Annotated in this window: 18 protein-coding genes and 1 pseudogene; 2 read left to right on the top strand and 17 right to left on the bottom strand. The window is 59.9% G+C overall.

Annotated elements, in window-relative coordinates:
• The 14 genes from nuoE to ASD02_RS24930 all read right to left on the bottom strand — a co-directional run bounded on the left by nuoE (window position 1) and on the right by ASD02_RS24930 (window position 12,549).
• The gene (gene nuoE / locus ASD02_RS24995) at window positions 1–513 is read right to left on the bottom strand and encodes an NADH-quinone oxidoreductase subunit NuoE (protein ID WP_057217306.1); all 513 of its coding nucleotides are present in this window, start codon (window positions 511–513) and stop codon (window positions 1–3) included.
• 17 nt (window positions 514–530) lie between these two features.
• Window positions 531–1,745: an NADH dehydrogenase (quinone) subunit D gene (nuoD, locus tag ASD02_RS24990; protein WP_057217308.1), complete on the bottom strand. Its 1,215-nt coding sequence runs from the start codon at window positions 1,743–1,745 to the stop codon at window positions 531–533.
• Between the two features lie 29 nt (window positions 1,746–1,774).
• The gene (locus tag ASD02_RS24985) at window positions 1,775–2,311 is read right to left on the bottom strand and encodes an NADH-quinone oxidoreductase subunit C (protein ID WP_057221312.1); all 537 of its coding nucleotides are present in this window, start codon (window positions 2,309–2,311) and stop codon (window positions 1,775–1,777) included.
• Window positions 2,308–2,811: an NADH-quinone oxidoreductase subunit B gene (locus ASD02_RS24980; RefSeq protein WP_025431448.1), complete on the bottom strand. Its 504-nt coding sequence runs from the start codon at window positions 2,809–2,811 to the stop codon at window positions 2,308–2,310. The genes ASD02_RS24985 and ASD02_RS24980 overlap by 4 nt, the downstream gene beginning before the upstream one ends.
• Window positions 2,799–3,164 carry an NADH-quinone oxidoreductase subunit A gene (locus ASD02_RS24975; RefSeq protein ID WP_025431449.1) on the bottom strand — a complete coding sequence of 122 codons (366 nt, stop codon included), beginning with the start codon at window positions 3,162–3,164 and terminating at the stop codon, window positions 2,799–2,801. The genes ASD02_RS24980 and ASD02_RS24975 overlap by 13 nt, the downstream gene beginning before the upstream one ends.
• A 154-nt stretch (window positions 3,165–3,318) precedes the next feature.
• Complete coding sequence (locus ASD02_RS24970; RefSeq protein WP_057221311.1) at window positions 3,319–4,758, bottom strand: NADH-quinone oxidoreductase subunit N; 1,440 nt, start codon at window positions 4,756–4,758, stop codon at window positions 3,319–3,321.
• A complete protein-coding gene (locus ASD02_RS24965) occupies window positions 4,755–6,230 on the bottom strand; it encodes an NADH-quinone oxidoreductase subunit M (protein WP_057221310.1) in 1,476 nt (491 codons plus the stop codon). Before ASD02_RS24965 ends, ASD02_RS24970 begins: the two co-directional genes overlap by 4 nt.
• An 8-nt stretch (window positions 6,231–6,238) precedes the next feature.
• Entirely contained in the window at window positions 6,239–7,999 is a 1,761-nt protein-coding gene (locus tag ASD02_RS24960) for a Na(+)/H(+) antiporter subunit D (protein WP_057221309.1), read from the bottom strand.
• A complete protein-coding gene (locus ASD02_RS24955) occupies window positions 7,992–8,246 on the bottom strand; it encodes a hypothetical protein (RefSeq protein ID WP_025431453.1) in 255 nt (84 codons plus the stop codon). Before ASD02_RS24955 ends, ASD02_RS24960 begins: the two co-directional genes overlap by 8 nt.
• Window positions 8,243–9,706 (bottom strand): monovalent cation/H+ antiporter subunit D family protein, encoded by a 1,464-nt coding sequence (locus ASD02_RS24950; RefSeq protein ID WP_025431454.1) that lies wholly within the window; start codon window positions 9,704–9,706, stop codon window positions 8,243–8,245. The genes ASD02_RS24955 and ASD02_RS24950 overlap by 4 nt, the downstream gene beginning before the upstream one ends.
• A gap of 4 nt (window positions 9,707–9,710) precedes the next feature.
• Complete coding sequence (nuoK, locus tag ASD02_RS24945) at window positions 9,711–10,013, bottom strand: NADH-quinone oxidoreductase subunit NuoK (protein ID WP_025431455.1); 303 nt, start codon at window positions 10,011–10,013, stop codon at window positions 9,711–9,713.
• Window positions 10,013–10,513: an NADH-quinone oxidoreductase subunit J gene (locus ASD02_RS24940; protein WP_025431456.1), complete on the bottom strand. Its 501-nt coding sequence runs from the start codon at window positions 10,511–10,513 to the stop codon at window positions 10,013–10,015. Before ASD02_RS24940 ends, nuoK begins: the two co-directional genes overlap by 1 nt.
• A 240-nt stretch (window positions 10,514–10,753) precedes the next feature.
• Window positions 10,754–11,173 (bottom strand): hypothetical protein, encoded by a 420-nt coding sequence (locus ASD02_RS24935; protein WP_200951712.1) that lies wholly within the window; start codon window positions 11,171–11,173, stop codon window positions 10,754–10,756.
• Between the two features lie 23 nt (window positions 11,174–11,196).
• Window positions 11,197–12,549 carry an MFS transporter gene (locus tag ASD02_RS24930; RefSeq protein WP_057221308.1) on the bottom strand — a complete coding sequence of 451 codons (1,353 nt, stop codon included), beginning with the start codon at window positions 12,547–12,549 and terminating at the stop codon, window positions 11,197–11,199.
• Window positions 12,550–12,569: 20 nt separating this feature from the next.
• Between ASD02_RS24930 and ASD02_RS24925 the strand changes: the two genes are divergently transcribed.
• A complete protein-coding gene (locus ASD02_RS24925) occupies window positions 12,570–13,574 on the top strand; it encodes a LysR family transcriptional regulator (protein ID WP_200954067.1) in 1,005 nt (334 codons plus the stop codon).
• 1,552 nt (window positions 13,575–15,126) lie between these two features.
• Complete coding sequence (locus ASD02_RS24915; protein WP_082555628.1) at window positions 15,127–17,724, top strand: SH3 domain-containing protein; 2,598 nt, start codon at window positions 15,127–15,129, stop codon at window positions 17,722–17,724.
• 542 nt (window positions 17,725–18,266) lie between these two features.
• Here the strand turns inward: ASD02_RS24915 and ASD02_RS24910 are convergent.
• The 3 genes and pseudogenes from ASD02_RS24910 to ASD02_RS39945 all read right to left on the bottom strand — a co-directional run.
• Window positions 18,267–20,612, bottom strand: a complete 2,346-nt coding sequence (locus ASD02_RS24910) for an ethanolamine ammonia-lyase (RefSeq protein WP_057221345.1) — start codon at window positions 20,610–20,612, stop codon at window positions 18,267–18,269.
• A gap of 101 nt (window positions 20,613–20,713) precedes the next feature.
• A complete protein-coding gene (locus tag ASD02_RS24905) occupies window positions 20,714–21,013 on the bottom strand; it encodes an ATPase inhibitor subunit zeta (RefSeq protein ID WP_063978373.1) in 300 nt (99 codons plus the stop codon).
• 28 nt (window positions 21,014–21,041) lie between these two features.
• Window positions 21,042–21,295, bottom strand: a pseudogene (locus tag ASD02_RS39945) (glucoamylase family protein); the annotation flags it as partial.
• Between the last annotated feature and the right edge of the window lie 198 nt (window positions 21,296–21,493).

Raw genomic sequence — 21,493 nt, 5'->3', positions numbered from 1 at the left:
CTACTCTCCCGGCGGTGCTGTGGCGGCGGGATCGGCGCCGATCGCCTGCCCCGCCATCGCCCGCAGCCGTTCCAACAGCGCGTCGATCCGCGCAATGTCGAGGCCGCCGCAATAGTCGTCGCCGACCTGCATCACCGGGGCCATCTCGCAAGCACCGAGGCATTCGACGGTCGAGAGCGTGAATAGCCCATCCAGGGTCGTGCCGTCCTTTTTGATCCCCAGCACCGCTTCCAGGTGCCTCAGCAATTCCTCGGATCCACGCAGCATGCAGGAGACATTGTCGCAGAGTTGCAAGTGGAACATCCCCACCGGCTCGGTGCGGAAGAGCGTGTAGAACGTCGCCAGCTCGTAAACCCAGATCCGCTCGACGCCGAGGATGTCGGCGACCTCTTCCAACACGGGGCCCGGCAGATGGCCATGCTCCTTTTGCGCGATCAGAAGCGCGGGCATGATCGCCGAGCGCTGGTTCGGATAGCGCGCCGCCGCCACTTCGATCTTTTCGCGCATGTTCATCGCGTCCAAATCTCCCGTTACTTGTCCACCTCGGCCATCACCGGGTCGAGGCTGCCCAGAACGGCGATCATGTCGGCCAGGTAATGCGCATTGCTCGTCCCGAACAGGCCCTGGAGGTTGACGAACGACGGTGCCCGCACCTTCATGCGGAACGGTTTTTCCGAGCCGTCGCTGATGATGTAAAACCCGAGTTCGCCCTTTGGCGCCTCGATCGCCGAATAGACCTCGCCCTTCGGCACCTTGAAGCCATACGCCGACAGGTCGAAGTGCTGGATCAGGGCCTCCATCGAGCAATGCACCTTGTCCTTGTCCACCGGGAAAGCGATCGTCGGCATGTCGATCTGGAACGGCCCCTCGGGCATCTGCTCGAGGCATTGTTCGATGATGCGCATACTCTCGCGCATCTCCTCTACCCGACATTGCCAGCGCGCGTAACAATCGCCCTCTTCGCGGGTGATGACGTTGAAGTCGAGACGATCGTAGATCTCGTAAGGCTCGTCGCGGCGGATGTCCCAGTCGACGCCGGAGGCGCGCAGGTTGGGGCCGCTCAGGCCCAAATCGATGCCGTCTTCGGCGGTGATCACGCCGATTCCCTGCGTTCGCTTCAGGAACACCCGGTTGTTCTCGATCAGCCGTTCATAGTCGCGGATCCGGTTCGGGAAGATGTCGCAGAACTCCCTGATCTTGGGGAAAAAACCGTCGGGCAGGTCCTCGCGCACACCGCCGACCCGGCAGAAGGAGGTGTGCATCCGCGCGCCGCTGATCATCTCCAGCAAGTCCATGATCATTTCGCGCTCGCGCATGGCGTAGAGCAACGCGGTCATTGCCCCCAGATCCAGCGGCAGCGCGCCGGTGATCAGGAGATGACCGGAGATCCGCGCCAGTTCGGCCATCAGCACGCGGATATACTGCGCGCGGATCGGCGCTTTGATGCCCAGGAGCTTCTCCACCGCGAGCGCGAATGCCAGGTTGTTTGACGGTGGGCAGACGTAGTCGAGCCGATCGGTCAGCGGAAAAATCTGGGTGTAGGTGAAGCTCTCGGCCAGTTTTTCCGTGCCGCGATGGAGGTAGCCGATATGCGGGTCCACGCGAGCGACATATTCGCCGTCCAGCTCAAGGACGAGCCGCAGCACCCCATGCGTGCTGGGATGTTGTGGGCCGAGATTGAGGAGCACCTCCTTGGTGTCGAGCGCCTCGCCTTCCGGCCTGCTCAGTTCCGTGACTTCGGTCATCTCAAATTCCCGACGTGGAGCGGCCCCCCTTATGGAATGTCCTTGGTCGCGAGGTCGGGCTGTGTCGGCGGCGGGCCTTCGGCGCCAAACGGGTTCAGCTCGTCCTTGTAGCCCCGGAGCGGAAAGTCTTTGCGCTGAGGGAAGCCCTCGAACCCTTCCCACATGTAGATCCGCCGCAAGTCGGGGTGGCCCTCGAACCTTATCCCGTACATGTCCCAGGCTTCGCGCTCATGCCAATTGGCGGTCCGCCAGACGCCCGTCACCGACGGGACCCGCGGCGGATCGTCGAGGCGGCATTTGATGCGTACGCGCCATTTGTTCGGCAGCGAATAGAGGTGGTACACGGCCTCGTAGCGCGGCAACTCGGGGTAATGATCGACGCCGCAAATGTCCGACAGGAAATTGAACCGCAGCGCCGGGTGTTCCTTCAGAAACCGGCAAAGCTCGACGATCATGTCGGGCGGAGCGGCCAAGGCGTGAACGCCATGCGCGAAGCCAAGATCGTCGATCGCGTTGCCGAAGCGCTCCTTGATCAGGATGAGATCGAGGGGTGTCTCCACGCTCATGGCACCGCGATCCGGTCCAGAGGCGTCCCGGCCAGCGCTCGGGATTTCTTGATCTTCTCCTGAAGCAGGAGGATGCCATGCATCAGCGCCTCGGGCCGTGGCGGGCAGCCGGGAACATGCACGTCCACTGGCACGAAGGTCTCCGCTCCCTGCACCACGGCGTAGGTGTTGTAGACCCCGCCCGAGATTGCGCAGGTGCCCATTGCGATAACCCAGCGTGGTTCCGGCATCTGATCATAGAGCCGGCGTACGACGGGCGCGAATTTCCGGGTTATGGTACCGGCGATAATCATCACGTCGGACTGGCGCGGTGATGGCCGGAACACCACGCCGAACCGGTCGAGATCATAGCGGGCGCAACCCGCCGAAATCATCTCGATGGCGCAGCAGGCAATACCGAAGGTCTCGGGCCACAGCGCCGATTTTCGGCTCCAGTTGATAACGCTCTCGGCGGTGGTGAACAGCACGCTGTCGCGGATCGCATTGTTTACGCCTCCCATTCCAGCGCTCCCTTCAGCCAGGCGTAGGCGAAGCCCACAAGAAGCAGCACTATGAAGACGAACATCTCGACATAGCCGACCAGTCCGATGTCTTTCAGCACGACGGCCCAGGGAAAGAGGAACATCGTTTCGACATCGAAGACGACCAACAGGATTGCGAGAACAAAGAACTGCACCCGGAAGCGGCCTCCGGCAGCCTCGCCTGCCGGGTCCATGCCGCATTCGTAGGGCATGTTCTTCGCGGGATAAGGATTGGACGGACGCAGCAGCGAAGAGACAAACAGCGTCGCCCCCGCCACCAGAACAACTCCGGCGACCATGACAAGAACCGGGAGGAACTCCATCGCAGTCATATCGCGTTGCCCCGTTCACCCGCCGAGGGCTTTCCTCAGGCCGCGACCGACCCAATTCGGGACCGGTAATGCGTCGCCCAGGGAAGGGACTTGGGCTATCCTTTCTTGAACTTCCAGTTTATTCCCCCGGGCGGATCATTGCAAATCCAATCAATTAGCCCCCCAAAACCGAATGCTGGGCAAGCCTCAGAAACCACGCCGGGAATAGGCCGATGCCGATGGTGCCGACGGCGGTGAAGGCGAGCGTGACGCGGACCAAGGGCGTCAGTGCCGGCTCGAACGCCCGTTCCGGCTCCCGCATGTAGATCACCATGACGATGCGGATGTAAAAGTAGGCGGCGACGGCGCTCAGCAGCACTGCGATCACCGCCAGCATGACGAAACCGCGCTCAACGAGCGCGACCAGGACGTAGAACTTGGCGAAGAACCCAGCCGTCGGCGGAATACCGGCCAGCGAGAACAGATAGAGCAGCATCAGAAGCGCCAATCCGGGGCGTGACTTGGCGAAACCCGCGTAGTCTTCGATGATCTCGCCCGAGAAATCGCCGTTCCGCATCATGATGACGGTGGCGAAAATGCCGAGATTCATGAAAGAGTAGATCAACAGGTAGAGCATCACGCTGGCGATCCCGTCGGCGCCGCCAGCCACCACGCCGAAAATGGCGAACCCGGCATGGGCGATGCTCGAATAGGCCAGCAGTCGCTTGAAATTATCCTGCACCAGCGCCACGAAACTGCCGAGCGCCATCGTCACCACAGCAAGGACCGCGAGGATAATCCAAACGTCCGAGGTCGCGACCAGCGGATTGAGGAACACCCGCAGGATCACCGCGAACCCCGCCGCCTTGGGGCCTACCGACATGAAGGCCGTGATCGTCGTCGGTGCGCCTTCATAGACGTCCGGGATCCACATGTGAAAAGGCACCGCGCCGACCTTGAAGACCAGCCCCGAGACGATGAAGACCACAGCCAGCAGCAAGCCGGGGTCGAGCGGATCGCCGGTCACCGCCGCAGCCATCGCGTCCAATTGTGTGGTGCCGGTGAGCCCATAGACCAGTGAAACGCCGTACAGGAAAATCCCGGTCGAGACCGAGCCAAGGATCACGTATTTCAGCGCCGCTTCGTTCGACCGCTGCTCTCGCCGCAGGAAGCCGGTCAGCACATAGGTGCAGATCGCCATCAGTTCGACGCCGACATAGACCGACAGGAGGTCGGTCGCCGAGGCCATGATCATCATTCCTGAAAGCGCAAGAAGCAGCAGGACATAGTATTCGCTGCTGCCGATCCCTTCGGTCTCGGCATATCGCCGCGAAAGCAGGAATGTCAGAACGGTGGCGAGGTAGAACACGAATTTGAAGAAGACCGCGAAGCGGTCAGCGATGAACATGCCGGCATAGGCCGGCTGCGCCGCGCCGGCGAGCATGAGTGTCACAGAGGCGGCAATCAGCACGACCGCCACGGAAGCCCAGATGAGGAAAGGTTCCCTTCCCTTCCGCAGAAACTGTCCCAGGATCAGCAGGATGCAGGCCCCCGTGATCACCACGATCTCGGGCAGGCTCGCCAGCACCGACTGGAAGAGCGCGGCGGCGGTCATTGGCCGCTCCCCTTACTGTGCACCTGCATCAGCAGATGCTTCGCGGAGGCATCGATAATGTTGAGAAAGGGTTTCGGATAGAGCCCGACCCAAAGCACGAAGGCGGCCAGGGGCAGGATTGCGACCATCTCGCGGGCATTCACATCGCGTATGCTGAACCGGGCGCCGACGCTGGCCGGGCCAAGCGCGACTTTCCTGTACATGCCAAGCAGATAGGCCGCGCCCAGCAATGCGCCCAAAACAGCGGTCGCGCCGACGGCCAAGTCGGCCGCAAACCCGCCCGACAGCACGAGCAACTCCCCCACGAACGAATTCGTTCCCGGCAGCGCCATCGCCGACAGGACGAACAACGCAAGAAACGCGGTGTAGACCGGCGCCGCCTTCATCAACCCGCCATACTCCGCCATGCTGCGCGTGTGTGTCCGCTCGTAGATCAGACCGACGAGCAGGAACAACGCTCCCGTCGTTACGCCATGATTGAACATTTGCAGGATGCCGCCCTCAAGTCCGCGCAGGTTCAGCGCAAAAATCCCTAACGTCACGAAGCCCATGTGGCTGATGCTCGAATAGGCCACCAGCTTCTTCAGGTCGTCCTGCGCCAACGCAAGCAACCCGCCATAGACGATCGCAAGCGCCGAAAGTGCCATCATCAGCGTCGAATAGTGCACTGACGCTTCAGGCAGCATCGGCAGCGAGAACCGCAGGAATCCGTACGCACCCATTTTCAGGAGTACGCCCGCCAGGATGATACTGCCCGCCGTCGGCGCCTGCACATGGGCATCCGGCAGCCAGGTATGGACCGGAACCATGGGGACCTTGACCGCGAAGGCGATCAGGAAGGCGAAAAACAGCCAGGACTGGACCTGGAACGGCAAATCCTGCGCTGTCAGGGCGAGGATGTCGAAGGTCTTGCCGCCGTGGAAATAGAGCACGATGACACCGATCAGGAATAGGAGGCTTCCCGCCAGCGTGTAGAGGAAGAACTTGAACGCTGCATAGACCCGGCCTTCGCCGCCCCAGACGCCGATGATCAGGTACATCGGGATCAGCATCGCCTCCCAGAAGACGTAGAACAAGAACAGGTCGAGCGCGCAGAACACGCCCAGCATCAACGCCTGCATGACCAGCAGGCTGACCATGAACTCCTTCACCTTGCGGTCGATCGCGGCCCAGGAGGCAAGCACGCAGATCCAGCCCAACAGCGCAGTCAGGAACACGAAGAGCGCGCTTATTCCGTCGATGCCGAGCGCATATGTGATCCCAAGCGCGGGCACCCACGGGTGCCTCTCGATGAACTGCATCTCATGGGTAGTAGTGTCAAAACTGGCCAGCATGGCCAAGCAGAGAGCGAGGTCGAGGATGGTGACACCGAGTGCTGTCCACCGCACCGCATCGTCACGGCGCAAAAACATCAGAACCGCTGCCCCGGCGACGGGCGTGAATACGATGAGACTGAGTAGCGGGAATCCCATCGCGCCTCCTACCGCCACGCCACGGCGAAGACGGCAACGGCTGCGATCACACCGACAATCATCGCCAGCACGTAGTGGGTCACGACGCCGGTCTGGAGCCGACGCAGCGCCGCGCCGCCGCGCAGGATCGAGCGGGCAACGCCGTTCACGATGGCGTCCACGCCGGTGAGATCGATCCGCAGTCCCGCCCGTGCTGCCCCATGCAGGAAGGGCAGCGCCGCAGTCTCAGACACGTCGCTCACCGCCTTCTCGTAGCGCGCCAGCGGTTTCTCGGCGATCCACATGAAGACCCGTGCGCCCTTGCGGTAGAACCAGTCAGTGTCGAGGCTGATCGTATTCTCGGGATCGAGCGCCTTGAGGAACAACACGAACCCCAACGCTGTAAACATCAGCACGCCGAGGCTCTCGGTGACATGGACGCCGGTGTAGGGTTCGAAGTCGACCGGATAGGGCAACAGCGCATACAGCGCCTGGGGGAACACCCCGATCGCGATGCACAGCACCGCCGCCATGCCCATCGCGACCAGCATGTTGCCGGGCGGTTCGCGCGCCTCCAGCTTCTGATCCGTGCCGAAGAACATATAGTACGGGAGTTTTAGTCCGGTGTGCAGGAATGTCCCCGACGACGCCATCGTCAGCGCCAGCACCACCAGCGCCCGATGGTCCTGCCCGGCGGCGGCCACCACCATCGACTTGGTGACGAAGCCGGAGAAGAATGGAAATGCCGAAATCGCCAAGGCACCGACCATATAGAGCGCCACGGTCATCGGCATGGTTTTGTAGAGCCCACCAAGCTCGGTGAGCTTGCGACGGCCGGTGACGTAGATGACCGCCCCCGCCCCCATGAACAAAAGCGCCTTGTAGAGGATATGCGCGAAGGCATGGCCCGTTGCCCCGTTCACGGCCATCTCGGTCCCGATGCCGATGCCCGCCACCATGTAGCCCACCTGGCTGACGATGTGATAGGCCAACAGTCGCCGGCAGTCATTCTCCAGCACCGCGTAGATGACGCCGTAGAGCGCCATCGCGGTGCCGAGCCAGACCAGAAGCTCGGTGCCCGGAAACGCCCGCGCGAGCACGTAGACGGCGGTCTTGGTGGTAAAAGCGCTCATGAACACCGCCCCGGTGACGGTCGCCTCCGGATAGGCGTCGGTCAGCCAGGCGTTGAGCGGCGGCACCGCCGCGTTGAGCAGGAACCCGGCAAGTATCAGGTAGGCGCCGACGCCCATCCCACCCTCGATCGGACCGAAAAGCAGCGAGCCGGTGGCGAGCCCGTGGAGAATGATGCCGCCGAGCAGGGCAACCCCGCCGGTGATGTGGACCATCAGATAGCGAAAACCGGCGGCGATCGCCTGCCGGCTGCCCTGGGCGAAGACCAGATAGGCAGAGGCAAATGCCATGGCCTCCCAGAACAGGTACAGGGTCAGGTAGTCGCCGGCGAACACCACTCCGAGCGCGCTGCCGACGTAGACGAACGCGGCGACATGCTGGCCGGCGTGAGACAGGTGCAGCGCGTAGACGGTTCCGATCAGCGCCATAATGGTGAAAACGGTGCCAAAGACGATGCTCAGCTTGTCGACCTTCGCGATCAGGACTTCCTGGCCGATGAATTGCATCTCGCCATAGCTGCCCGGCTGCATTGCAAGCACGGCAAGGATCGCCAGCGCCGGAACCAGCAGCAGATAGGCCTTGCGGATCGACCCGTTGAGCAACGGGATCGGCAGCGCGCCGAGAATGAAGATCAGGCTCGGATGGATAAAATCAATCATAGTAATCCTCGCGCCGCATGAGCCCACACTGGTGGCCGAGGAACTTGGAAACGAAAATCAAAACCATGCAGGAGCCGAAGCCGTAAACGGCAGACCAACCAGGCAGGCGGTCCCACAGGTATTCGGCGTGTTCGCGAGAAACCAGAAAGTCGGCGACGACGATCAGGACGAGCACCAGATAGAACAATCGGCGGCGCTGCCTGGCATATTCTTCGTCACCAAAGAAGTTGACGACGCGTTTGATCATTTGACCACTCCGTCCGCCAGGGCGAGAAAATAGCCGGGAAAGATGCCCATCAGCACCGAAAGGATGGCGGTTGCGACCAGCGGGATCGTCATCATCGGAATTTCACGGACCGTCGCCGGGCTCTCCTGCACCTCCGTCCCGAAAAAGGCGACATAACTGACGGGCAGGAAGTAGGCGGCGTTCAGGACCGAACTCACCAACAGCACGATCAGGAATGCAATCTCCCCCGCCTCCACAGAGCCCAGCGCCAGATACCACTTGCTGACGAAGCCCGCGGTCGGCGGCACCCCGATCATGCTGAGCGAGCCGACAAAGAATGCCCCCATCGTCCAGGGCAGCCTACGGCCGATACCGGCCATGTCGCTGATGTTCCGTTTGCCAGACGCGCAATAGATCGACCCGGCGCAGAAAAAGAGTGTGATTTTCGAGAAGGCATGCGCGGCAATGTGGATGATCCCGCCGACCATTGCGACCGGCGACAACAGAACCACGCCCAGCACGATATAGGACAGTTGGCTCACCGTCGAATAGGCGAGCCTGGCCTTCAGATCGTCCCGGGTCAGGGCGTAGACCGACGCCATCAGGATGGTGAACGAGACCAGATAGGCCGTGGCTGTGCCGAGGCCCAGCTCGCCGACCAGCCCGACGCCAAAGACGTGGAACACCACGCGCAGCACGCAGAATACGCCCATCTTGACCACGGCCACCGCATGCAAGAGTGCGCTGACTGGTGTCGGCGCCACCATCGCGGCAGGTAGCCATGCGTGCACCGGCATCACGGCGGCCTTGGCAAAGCCGAAAAGATAGCAGAAATAGACGACCGTCAGCAGCGCCGCCGATGCATCGGCCCCTGCCAGCAGTCCCCCCGCCACAAAGTCCAGCGACCCCGCAATGTGATAGGTCAGCGCCAGCGCGGCAAGCAGCACGCTTTTCGACGCGCCCATCAGATAGACGAGATACTTACGGCTGCCCTTCCATCCCTCTTCGTCCTCGTGGTGGTAGACGAGCGGATAGGTAACGAGGCTGAGTACCTCGTAGAAGATCACCAGCGTAAACAGATTGGCGGCGAAGGCGCCCCCGACGGCCGCTGCCAGGCTGGTGGCGAAACAGGCGAAGAACCGGGTCTGCGCATGCTCTTTCAGGTGCCGCATGTAGCCGATGGAATAGATCGCCGCCACGATCCATAGAAGTGACGATACTGTGGCAAAGACCATGCCGAGCGCATCGACGCGGAAAGCGAAGTCGATCCCCGGTAGTATCTCGAAAAGGCGCAAATCGACGGTCCCGCCCGCCAGTACTGTGGGCGCCATCGATGCGACAATCGCGAACAGGGCGATCGCGGCCAACGGCGAGACGATGTCGCGGAGTTTCTCGCGGTTGTTGAGAAGGACAACGGCCAGGGCCGCCAGAGCCGGGACGGCGACGGCAAGCAGCGGCCGGATCGTTGTCTCCGGGTCCAAGCCGCTATCCTTTCATCATGGTCACATCGTCGACCTTGAGGGTGGATTTGTTCCTCACAAGGGCGACCAAGATGCCGAGGGCGACGGCAACCTCCGCCGCAGTGATTGCGATGACGAAGATCGCGAAGATCTGCCCGCGGAAATCGCCGTACTGACGGCCGAAAGCGATGAAGTTGATGTTGACCGAGTTGAGCAGCAGCTCCAGCGACATCAGCACAACCAGAATATTGCGTCTGAGCAAGACGCCCGCCGCTCCAATCACGAACAGGGCCACTCCGAGCAAAATATACCACCAGAGCGGAACCATCACCCCGACTCCTTCCGCGCCAGCACGATGGCGCCCACCAGGGCCGCCAGCAGGATCACGGAGGCGGCTTCAAACGGCAGGAGATAGTCGGAGAAAAGCGTCGTGCTGAGCTGTCTGATCGCGTCGCCATCGCGCGTCGCGACCGGTTCGACGACGGAAAAGCGGTCGCTCCGGAGCACCAGCACGAGCATCTCGATGCCGAGCAGGACGAGCAGCACGAGAGTTGGAAGGCTACCGCCGGGCAAGAACCGCTGCAAGACGGCTTCGCGCACGTCGATCATCATGATCACGAACAGGAACAGCACCATGATCGCGCCGACATAGACGAAGATCTGGATGACGGCGAGCAACGGCGCCTCGAGCATGATGAAGATTGCGGAGATCTGCAGAAAACAAGCCATCAACGCCAATGCGCTGTGAACCGGATTCCGCGCCACGACGACCATCAGGGCCGCGACCACGGCCACCGTAGCGAACAGAAGAAAGAACCCCTGATCCATCGACGCCGCCCCTCGGGCGCGAACTGTCACTCGGCGAGACGGCCGGATTGGAGTAGCGCCGCACTTCAGATGCGTTCACAAATTGTGCCCTAGTATCGGATTTTTCACAAGATTATTGTCGGCGGTCGGCTAGAGGGGCGACCTTCGGAGGGCGTTAAGAAGCACCGGAAAACTGCACCGGAAGCGGCTAGAGGGCGACCCTTCGGAGAGGATAGTGCGCTAAGGGCATCGTAGAAGTGCCTAAGCCGCAATCGGCGTTTCATGCAGATGCCGCCATCGAAGCGAGCCATCCGCTGAAGTTTCCAAAACGACGGTCGAGCGTCTTGCGGTTTGAACCCCACCGGCATCCGCGTGCGTCTCGCGATAGGTGATGCAGGCTCCGCCCGACCATTCATGACTGATCTGCATCTCGTCGACCGTGATCCGCAGGCCCGGGCGTTTCCCGTGCAGGCGTCCGAACAATTCACCCAATCCCTCATTGCCGAGAGCGGTCCCTTGCATGGAAATCATGCGAAACTCAGGCGAGAAGCGTTCGAGCAGTTGCACCAGATCGGCAGGCCGAGCCGCCCCGATGAACCAGCGTTCGATCGTGACGTGCACATCGACAATCTCACGGAAGAATCTTTCAGTATCGGTCATGTTCGGCTCCTTGTCGGACATTGTGAAAGAATGGGCTCCGCGCGCTAATCGGCTCGCCGCAGGCGCAGAACGAAGGGCAGCGGAAACATGATCAGAACGGCAGCGATCACAAAACAGTAGCGGTAAGGCAGAGCGTCGTCCGCGCCGCCGCTCGTCGCGAGGAAAAGCCCCAGCAAGCCTCCCAGCACACTCGCACCGAGCGAGAAACTGAGCTGACGGTTGATGTTCCACAGCGCACTTGCCTCTGCCATCCGTTCCGTTCGAACCGCCGTAAAGGCTGCCGTCTGGGCCGTGCTCGTGCAAAGGCTCGCTCCGAAGCCCATTGCAACAAATGACGCGATCCTGACGGTGAACATTGTGGCGAATGGTGTGGCCAACAGCAGCACGCCAGCGCAGGTGACAGTCATGCCGACGAGAAAGAGCGAACGCGGGCCTCGGGACGCAAACAGCCGCCGCGTGGACATGATGGCAACGAAGGATGCGGCTGCCCATGGGAGCATAAGCATTCCCGTCTGCGTGGCCGTCAGACCAAGGCGGTCCTGCAAGTACAGGGAGGCGATCAGGTTTACGCCCGTGAAAACGCCAGGCACACACAGGTAGATGATGCTGCCAGTCCTGAGCATCGGATCGGAGAGCAGACGCAGATCAATCAGCGGTTCGCGCGAACGCAGCGCATGGCGGACATAGGCAGCGCCCGCGACAATCGCCAAGGCAAGGACAATCGCGGCATGAACGCCGCTTCCCGTCTGGCTAATGAGCGTCAGGCCAAGCGCAAGGCAACACAGGGTGATGGCGCTTAGCAGGAAACCTCGAATGTCGAGCGCCGGCTTCGTTTCCGCCAACCGATCGACCGGCGCCCAGGCAAGGGCCAATGCTGCTATCGCCGCTGCCAGTGGCGCAACGCCGATAAACACCCAGCGCCAGGACACATGATCGGCCGCGATCCCGCCGACAGCGGGTGAAAGCGCCGGCACCAGCAGCGCAACCGTCATGACCACGGCCGTCAGATGGGCGCGGTCTTCCGGCGGATAGGCGCGATAGGCCATGCCCTGGCCGACCGGCACGAGCAGTCCGCCGCCGAGACCCTGAACGAGCCGACAGGCGAGAAGCGTCGCAATCCCAGTGGCCGTACCCCCGCCGAAGCTTCCGACGGCCAAAATGAGCAGGGAGGCAATGAACACGCGGCGTTCGCCGATCCGGCGCGCAAGCCAGCTCCCCAGCGGAATGGCGACAGTCAGGCCGAGCATGTAGATCGTGCCGACCCAGGCGAGTTGCACCACCGATGCGCTCAGCTCCCGTTGCAACGCCGGCAGGGCGGTATTGAAGATGAACATACTTGCGAGATCGACGGCGAAACCGAGAAGATAGAGGGTGGCAATTCGGGAGCGGGCGGACAACGGTAAAACCCTCGATAGGAATGACGCCCGCAGGGTATTCCCTTTCATATCATCGAATAAGACGATACAATTCGACAACACTTGTCGATTTGATTTACCAATTGGAGTGCCTGATGGCGGTGAGTCTTGATCGCCTGACTGTTTTCCGAGCCGTCGTGCAAACAGGATCGTTCACAGCGGCTGCCAAGCAACTCAATCAGGCCAGAGCCGCAGTCAGTTTCAACGTCAAGCAGCTCGAAAGCGAATTGGGCGTCACGCTCCTTTATCGCACCACGCGCAGTCTTGCTCTTACCGATGCCGGCGAACGGTTCTATGCGCGCTGCCTGCGCATTCTCACGGAAGCCGATGAGGCGATTGCCGAAGCGCGCACGGAGCAAACGGTGCTGACCGGCAGCTTGCGCCTGACATCGACTGTTGAATATGGCGTTGCGGTGATCGCTCCAGCACTTCAGAAATTCACCACGCTGCATCCAGACCTCGACGTTCAGTTCGAAGCCTATCCGACGAATGTCGACCTCCTGCGCGACCGCTTTGACGTCGCCATCCGGCTGGGGCGCAACGAGCAATTCCAGACGTCGCCATATGCTGGTGTGCACCTGGGAACGTATCAGCTCAGGCCAGTCGCGTCGCCGGATATCCTCGCCCGCGTTGATGGAACTGTCGTTGGTACGCCCGAGATGCTGAGCGCGCTGCCGCACATCATCAATGCCACCGTCGACCATGTGAAGAGCTGGAGAATGTTCGACGAAGACGGGTGCGAATGCGCGTTCGAGGTGCCTCCTCAGTCCCGGCTACGTGCCAACAACGCATCGGTTGTCAAGGCGCTGGCAGTTGCCGGCACAGGCGTTGCACTTCTGCCTGACTGGTTCGTCGCACCAGAACTCGCCAAGGGCACGTTGGCCGACGCCCTGCCGTCCTATCGCTTCCCCGATCACCAGATTTACGCGATGCACCTGCCCATGCAGATGGTGCCGCAGAAAATCCGGGCCTGGCTGCGTTTCCTCAAGGATTATGTCCGTCGTTAATTTCCTGGCACGGCAAGGCGGACTTCTGCCCGGAAGTTCCCGACGTTGGCAATCGTCCGGCCCCGACGGTCACGGTAGCGGACAAGATACGGAGGATCGGTCAGGATGAAATCCACCGCCCCGCCCGGAAGGCGCTGAATCAAGGAGATGCAGTCGCCATAGAGGACAGTGTTGCAAACGGGGCGCATTACGCGTCGTCCTGTTTCCAGCAGCAAGCCATGCTCTGATGCTTCGGCTTTCAACCCAGTGGCCTGTGCGTTCTGGGCCTCACGTTACTCCGGCCCTGCTGGTCTCCCATATCGCTCACAGTCGCCGCTCAAGGACCTCAACCGTAATGTCCTGCCCGCGATAGAAAACACCCAAAAACCAAAACGTGCACCTCTTCGACTACAAAGGCGATGCTCACGCTCCGGCGGTAACCGATAATCCGAAGACCAGGAACAAGGCCAGTCCTCACGGTTCCCCGCTTGGGGAACGTTGCCAGTTCCGCAATGAACTGGCGTATACCGCTGATATAATTCCAAGCCATAACGGGCCCGGCTTTTTCGCCGCTGGCGAGCCAAGCGGGCGCTGCGAACCGGCAAGCGGTTCGTCGGACAACCCCTTCGGGTGTCTCGACGAGGCTCTAGAGCCTCGTTTCCGAGGTAGAGCGGCGGCTCCGCCGCTGTCTTCCCTTACGATCGCGATTAGCCCGACGGTGTAATGGCCTCATAAATCCCCGGACATGATCTCCCAATTAGTAAGTGAGCGAGGTAATGTGCCCCTATGACCAGCCGAAGGCGATCAATCGTCGAAAGGGCACATCAACGTGCGGACAAATTAGCGCTTACAAATGAGGGGCCAGTTTTGTGCTACCTGTGTGCTAGGTCATTTTGAACGCAAAAGGGCTCCGAGTTACCTCTGAGCCAACTGATATTTCTTGTAAATTTTGGTTGCGGGGGCCTGATCACACCGAGAATTGTAATCCGTCTGCCGCTCGAACTTCGCCATGGGTTGAATCGCGGATCATGCACCGGAGGAATGCGCCGCCGTCCGAGTGGCGCAAGGAGACGGACGCATATGTCACGCGGCTCGCGCAAACCGAACATTGCGCTCAAGGCCTGCCATCGGCAGGAGGAACATTCGGCGCTTGCGCCCAACGCGTTGAATGCACTGCATCTGGGAGCGGTCTTCATCGCCGCCCTCCGGACCCGCAAGGCAGCCTTTCGGTTAGCGGCGGGCAGATTACGCACCGCGCTTGATATCGTCCCAAACCTTTGAGAAATCGATTTCGAGATCCGCAACATCGCCGAAGACGACCGAGAGGACCATGAGGCCGATGCCGTGGCAATCCCCGCGGTGGGCTTAAGCTTAGGCGGAGGACAATTCCCCTCCTTGGAGCCGTCGCGGTATCCACGCACCTCAAGGATGTTATGGCCAAACGCACGTACCGCAGGATCTGTTCCGATGTTAACAGTTACGCACTTGTCGCGGCGTTCGTGTGGGAATTTACTGTATATAGTGCGGGATCGTTGGCCGGCGCATTGACGCGCAGCCACAGGAGGAATCGGATATGCGCGGTTCGGTGTTTCTGTTGATGACGGTGGCGCTTTTTGCAGGACCGGTCGCGGCCGATCCCGCGGTTTTAACGGCGAATGTCAATTTTCGAGAGGGCCCGGGGACGGGCTTTGCAACATTTGAAACGATCAAGGAAGGCACGCAGGTAGACCTAATCGAGTGCGACGCCAGCGGTGCCTGGTGCGCAGTGCGCCATGACAGCAAGACGGGGTTCGTCAGCGGCAAATACCTCGACGAAGTCGAGGCCGACAAACCGCGCTGGCCGCGTACCTACACCATGGAATCCGGCGGGGAGATGACCCTCTATCAGCCACAAATCACCGACTGGGAGAATTTTACCACGATTTCAGCGCTGATCGCCGCCGAATACCGTGCGTCCAAGGAAACCACCCCGATTTTTGGCATCATCGGGGTCAGCGGCCAGACGGTTTCCGATAACGATACCGACGACGTTGTCATCCGCGATGTCAACGTCACGGAGATCAATTTTTCGACACTCAACCGCCCGCGCCTCGCCGAACTATCGCTGGAGGTGGGAAAACTAATGCCCACCGGCACGCTGACGCTCAGCGAGGAGCGGCTGGCGGCGAGCCTCGCCGACTACAAGCGCGTCGATGACGTCCAAGGCCTGAAGGCCGACCCGCCTCCGATTTTCAGTAGCAAGACGCCCGCAATCCTCGTGCAGACGATTGGCAAGCCCGTTTTCTCGCCCATAAAGGGCGTCGAAGGGCTGCGTTTCGCGGTCAACACCAACTGGGACCTTCTCAGGACGGACGCGGACAACACATACTATCTGCGCAACGAAAAATCCTGGCTGACCTCGAAGGATCTGGACCAAAACTGGACGGTCGCCACCACTCTGCCGCCGGTTCTGTCGAGGTTGCCTGACGACGAGAACTGGAAGGATGCACACGCGGGGATCCCGCCCCAACCGTTCGAAGGCGGACAGTCGCCGAAGGTGGTCTATTCCGACAAGCCAGCCGAGCTCATCCAGTTCTCAGGAGAGCCGGCACTCGTGTCGGTTCCGGGCACGGGGCTGAAATGGGCCTCGAACAGCGAGAATGACGTTTTCTACCGCGACGCCGATGCGCGCTGGTATGTGCTTCTCTCCGGCCGCTGGTTCTCGTCCTCCGCGCTTGACGGCCCCTGGACCTTCGCCACGCCGACCTTGCCGACTGACTTCCAGAACATACCGGACGATGTACCCTATTACACGGTTCGCTCCTCGGTACCGGGAACCTCCGAGAACGCCGAGGCCCGGTTGAGGGCCAGCATTCCGAGGATGGCGCGTGTCGCGCTCGACGGATCGGTCAAGGTCGATGTCGCCTACAGCGGCGAGCCAAAGTTCGTGCCGATTGAAGGCACTGAGATGTCCTACGCGGTCAACACCAACGAACTGGTGATCAAGGTCAAGGACAAGTATTTCGTTCTCAAGGACGGCATATGGTTTGTCGGCGATACCGCGACCGGCCCGTTCGTGGTGGCGCAGGCGGTTCCCGACGAAGTCTACACCATCCCGCCGTCCTCACCGGTGTACAACGCCACCTATGTGCACATCTACAACACCGAGAATGAGGCTGTCTGGTACGGTTATACCATGGGCTATCTTGGGGGCTATTTGGCCTGGGACAGTTATGTCTATGGCACCGGCTGGTATTATGACGACTACTGGGATACGGACTGGGAGGACGGCAACTGGCCCTATTATCCCCCGCCGATAACCTACGGGGCCGACGTGTTCTACAATCCGGCTATCGGGGCATTCGGCCGCTACGGCTACGCCTATGGTCCCTATCGCGGGATCGTCGGCGGGGCGGCCTACAATCCGCGAACGGGAACCTATGTTCGCGGCGGCGCGGTCGCCGGACCAGCGGGCGAACGCGGGTTTGTCGCGGCTTACAACCCGCGCAACGGGAACGCCGCGGTCGTCCGGGGCGGAGAGAATGTCTACGGCTCGTGGGGATCGGTGAGCGTGAAGAAGGGCGCAAACTACGCCCGCGTCAGCGGTGGCTCCACGGGGGACTCCGGGGCGGTGCGCTGGCGCAGCTCCGAGGGCAACCGTGGCTTCGTCGCCGGTGAAAAAGGTGGCGACCTCTACGCCGGCCGCGACGGCAGCGTTTATCGCCGCCAGGACGGGCAGTGGCAGAAGCACACCGACGGCGCATGGACGCCGGTGGAGAAGCCTTCCAGCGAAAACCTGAAGAAGCCCGGCGAAAATTTCGCCGCGAAGCATCCCGACGCTCTTAACAAGATTCAGCAGCGGCCGAACGCCGGTTCTCGGCTCGCCAACACACCGGCGAAGCGACCAAGCGCGGGCCGGACTCGAGACCGTGCGCCCGACCATCTCGCCATTGACCGCGCCGGACGTCAGATGGGAAATCAACGGTCTCACCAGTTCGAAATGTACAATCGGCCGTACTCGGGAAGCTTCGACCGGTTTGAAGGAAGTGGCCGCGGCGGTAATCCGAGTTTCAGTGGCGGCGGCGGTGGAGGTAGGAGCTTCAGCGGTGGCGGTGGCCGTGGCGGGGCTGCCATCCGGGGCGGTGGGGGTGGCCGTGGTGGGGGTGGCCGTGGTGGTGGTGGCCGGAGGTGATGGCGCGGAAACGGCAATATTGTCGGCTGTGGAAGGTCGCGGCGCTCAGACATGGAACTTTTACGGGAGATAACAGCGGCTTACCTCATGAAAGGAACAGCGCGTGAAATACATGTACTCCCAGATCGACATGAAGGAGCGCCGCAAGATCGTCCCTCTGTTGCCGACACCGTCAGCCAGCCACTGCTGCCGAAGCCAAAAGTAAACAGATTGCAGGCGACGTCCTCTCGCTCAGCCGTGAAACTGTCGAGGATTTGTTATGGCCACTGGCACCATTAATTAAACCCGAAAATGCAGGCCCTGACGTGTTCGTACACGTGTCGCTTTGCAGGGTGGCAGTTCACTAAGCGAAGGGCAAAAAGTGAGCTAGGACGTAGACCAGGATCGCAAGACCGGGAAATCGAAAGTAGAAAAGTTCGCGTGCTTTGAGTGAGTTTGTTCAATTTGTAGAGCGGCCGCCCATGCAGGCCGATTCTTGGACCCTGAAATCCTTGGTCTCGCGTAACCAGTCGGCGCGGATTCATTCGTCCACGTAACTGTTGCTATCCAAAGCGACGGCTACCATTCACATTTTTCCCGACGATCTCCCTTATAATGGTCAGGGTTTCCTTTGCAGCTTCTTTTGGCGGCAGGGATGTATCTGAGACGTTGCTCACGAGTTTCGTGATGTCATGATCAATTTTCTTCTCGGACCATTGCTTGCCTTTGGCGACGGTGATGTAGACCGAGTAGGCGTGATGCATGGTTCCAGGTCGTTCACCGATGATGTGGAGGATTCCTCTGAAACTGTTGGGATCAGCATTTTCGAAAAGCAATTCGCCGATCCGGTAGCCGGCTCGCACTCTTCCACTGGTCACCACGATGTTCTTGTCGCTCATCGTGACATCGGCCCCGGCAAGCAGCCGACGTACTTCCTCAAGATAAGGGACAAGGTGTCCGTCGTCCATGATGGCCTTGGCATTGAGACCGTCAGAGATGACGATCTGACCTTTGGGCATATCGTTTCCCCAAGAGTCTTTTATTCTTGCGATATCTCCTATTGCTTCCGGGCTCAGCAATTCACCCGTGCTCGGGTGGGCGATAAAGTCATTTCGGTCCTTCGATAAGGTGTGGACGGGTACGACATCAGGCACGGCAGCGATAAACTCCGACGTGAGTTCGGCCCAGAGAGACTGCTTGGCGTCGTCGTACAGCCCCTTCACTTTGACTGCGAGCTCTGGATTAAGATCCCAGATATTCGGACCGTGCCCCGAAGCGAGGTCGACACCTCTCTCTTCAACTTCCAGCATTTTCTGTCGGCCTTCCGCGTAGATCGCATCCTTGGACCTACCATCTCCCTTTGCGAGGCGGTACTGATAGTACACCCAGAGAGGATCTCCATAGTTCGCAGTGTAGCTGTTGTTCTCGCCAACAATTCCTAACCGCTTGTAGAAATCCCATATTGCATCATTGACCTTGAAGCCAAACTTTTCCCTCAGTCGCACGTGGTCTTGGAACGACGTGGTGAGGTAGCTCAACATCGGGTCGTTTTTGGTAGGCAGCGCAATCAGATAAGCGGGATTGGCCGGCAATATCTGATCCTGGCACCAATCCAGATCGTCAAGGCTGACCGACATATGCAGGGTAGTGCAGATATCCAAGCCGATCGATAGCCCATGGAGCTTGCCCATCACCAAATCTTCGAGGCAACATCTCACCAATTGTTCGCGGCTTTTGAAAACCTCTGGCCCAATGAATCCGGCAACATCGTTGACATGCAGCCACGCGCCCTCGGGCTGCACCTTCGCAAGTTCCATCCCCACCGCTCTGCTGAATCCGTATTTTCGGGATTCGAGCACCATCATGTCGACACCGTTTGCCGCCGCGTTGGTGAACTCCGAGCCCTGCCCAGTTTCGAAGTAGAGGCCATATCTTTCCCCCTTCTTCGCACGCGCATAATTCAGGATCTTCTCATTCGTAATATCAAAGATCTTGTTGCAGACATCTGTCCCAGCAAGGCTCTGGAACATCGTGGAAACGGTTCCTGGGAAACGCTCGCTGACTTCGGCCTGGACATCAATGTGCGCTAGCACACACCAAGGGATCACTTCCTCCAGCTTGAAAGTGTCGACAATATCCTTAAGCGCGCTTTCAACCGCGACGACGCTCCCTACCGTGCTGTCCACCGGATTGGTGCCGATGACAATGTCGCCGGTTGCATAGGAGAAGGCATCGAAGACCTGCCAGACGATATCATCGGGATGGTCTGTGGGAGAATTCGGCTGGATCCGTGCGCCCATGTATCCCTTTTCCCCCATTTTGGTGCCCGGCATCGGATTGAAAATCTTCTGACTGAGGGAGATGAGGTCTTCATTGCTCATCAGTTTCGGTACAAAGCCGATTGTATCGCTGGTTAGGCCATTCATGATGCCCTTTATTTCATTCTCTGGTGCCGCCAGAAGGAAATCCTTCAGTTGGCCCATTGTCCAATCTTTCACCTTTTCATATTGGGGTTGGTCCGTGGTCTCCCAGATCAATTTTTGTAAATTGTCCTCAAACAATGGGCGCTCGTAGAGGTCCTTAATCGTCGTATTAGCCAACAAGGCGCGGGCGTTCCTACGTGTTGTCTCATCTGCGGCTCCCACTCCAATTGCTTGATCTCCCTCCTTGAACTCATTAGCCGCGCCTATCACCTGCTGGTAAGCTGCTTGATCAAAACCGCCTTTAACGCTGTTGAGATATCCAAAGACGTCCTCGCCCTGCTTTACCTCTTTGATCGCAAGGAGGCCTCCGCCGTTCGCTGATCTGGCCACACGAATGTTGCTTGCGACCGTGGCAATTCCTGTCATCACCAGGAGGTCTCTTCTGGAAAGCCCGTTATAGCGAATAGACAATAAGCCCTTCCTCATGGCCATTTCCTTTCTGCACAAGGTCCGGTGCACCCGCCACTCGGCTGGACGGCGCATGCGTAAATCTACTGTCTGCTGTCTTCACCAGAATTGATTGGAAGTCATTTCGACCAGAAATTGCGGCCGATCTGCGCCAGTGCGACGTCGCTGGCAGCAGCCCGCATCGCATGTTTCTTGTTGCCTTCGTCCAACCGGCATTGGCTTTTGATGTGCAGAACCTGGTCGCCGGAACGGACTACACCAGCCGCATTGAACTCACATCGAATTCTGCTGAGTTTGGCGAGGTCGTCTGAATATGCTTTGGCACTTTCGCCCACAAGCCCGAGCCTCTTCGCCGCCCAAATGCCGACGAGCTTGTTTCGGCGTACCATTCTGAACATGTCTTCATGGTGGCTGTTCATTGAAACCCCCGCGAATGCCATCGGAAATTCAACGAGAGTGATTATCAGCGCTTGCATCTGCATTGTCAAAGCAAGCCCCAGCGAAGCCTGCGCGCCGAAGCCCTACCACCTGTGGCTCGCACCGACGCATAATCTCCCAGACCAGTCCGGTTCTATAGCTTTTCAACCATCAGGACGACGGGACTTTGGTCGATGCGGTAGTGATAGGCACCCACCTGTCTTCTGCACAGCATAGGTATGGTTGAACGACGGTTAGGGCCCGTAGGGACGCGTCGTGCCGAGGTGGAATGCGGCAAGCGTCCCGAGAGTGGGGACATCGCCAAAACACGCACAACATCCGGGTCGCGTCCCTTGTCGTTGCTTGCCCACTCCCAGTGCCGCCTTGTGGTCAGACATGGGAAATAGTTCGGCAGATATTTCTGACCAACCAGAAAGGTAATTCGAAGCGCGCCAGTATGCGTTTGCCTGATGGTTTTTCGT

The organism is Ensifer sp. Root1252 (assembly GCF_001425885.1).
Classification (GTDB): domain Bacteria; phylum Pseudomonadota; class Alphaproteobacteria; order Rhizobiales; family Rhizobiaceae; genus Ensifer; species Ensifer canadensis.
This window is presented reverse-complemented; position numbering and strand designations above follow the sequence as displayed.

Coding starts and splice junctions, on each gene's coding strand:
- ASD02_RS24940 (WP_025431456.1), bottom strand. CDS start 10,513: ATGGATCAGGGGTTCTTTCTTCTGTTCGCTACGGTGGCCGTGGTCGCG.
- nuoE (WP_057217306.1), bottom strand. CDS start 513: ATGAACATGCGCGAAAAGATCGAAGTGGCGGCGGCGCGCTATCCGAAC.
- ASD02_RS24910 (WP_057221345.1), bottom strand. CDS start 20,612: ATGAGGAAGGGCTTATTGTCTATTCGCTATAACGGGCTTTCCAGAAGA.
- ASD02_RS24975 (WP_025431449.1), bottom strand. CDS start 3,164: ATGACTGCGATGGAGTTCCTCCCGGTTCTTGTCATGGTCGCCGGAGTT.
- nuoK (WP_025431455.1), bottom strand. CDS start 10,013: ATGGTTCCGCTCTGGTGGTATATTTTGCTCGGAGTGGCCCTGTTCGTG.
- ASD02_RS24905 (WP_063978373.1), bottom strand. CDS start 21,013: ATGAACAGCCACCATGAAGACATGTTCAGAATGGTACGCCGAAACAAG.
- ASD02_RS24985 (WP_057221312.1), bottom strand. CDS start 2,311: ATGAGCGTGGAGACACCCCTCGATCTCATCCTGATCAAGGAGCGCTTC.
- ASD02_RS24915 (WP_082555628.1), top strand. CDS start 15,127: ATGCGCGGTTCGGTGTTTCTGTTGATGACGGTGGCGCTTTTTGCAGGA.
- ASD02_RS24935 (WP_200951712.1), bottom strand. CDS start 11,173: ATGTCCGACAAGGAGCCGAACATGACCGATACTGAAAGATTCTTCCGT.
- ASD02_RS24925 (WP_200954067.1), top strand. CDS start 12,570: ATGACGCCCGCAGGGTATTCCCTTTCATATCATCGAATAAGACGATAC.
- ASD02_RS24965 (WP_057221310.1), bottom strand. CDS start 6,230: ATGGGATTCCCGCTACTCAGTCTCATCGTATTCACGCCCGTCGCCGGG.
- ASD02_RS24955 (WP_025431453.1), bottom strand. CDS start 8,246: ATGATCAAACGCGTCGTCAACTTCTTTGGTGACGAAGAATATGCCAGG.
- ASD02_RS24980 (WP_025431448.1), bottom strand. CDS start 2,811: ATGGGAGGCGTAAACAATGCGATCCGCGACAGCGTGCTGTTCACCACC.
- ASD02_RS24970 (WP_057221311.1), bottom strand. CDS start 4,758: ATGACCGCCGCCGCGCTCTTCCAGTCGGTGCTGGCGAGCCTGCCCGAG.
- nuoD (WP_057217308.1), bottom strand. CDS start 1,745: ATGACCGAAGTCACGGAACTGAGCAGGCCGGAAGGCGAGGCGCTCGAC.
- ASD02_RS24960 (WP_057221309.1), bottom strand. CDS start 7,999: ATGATTGATTTTATCCATCCGAGCCTGATCTTCATTCTCGGCGCGCTG.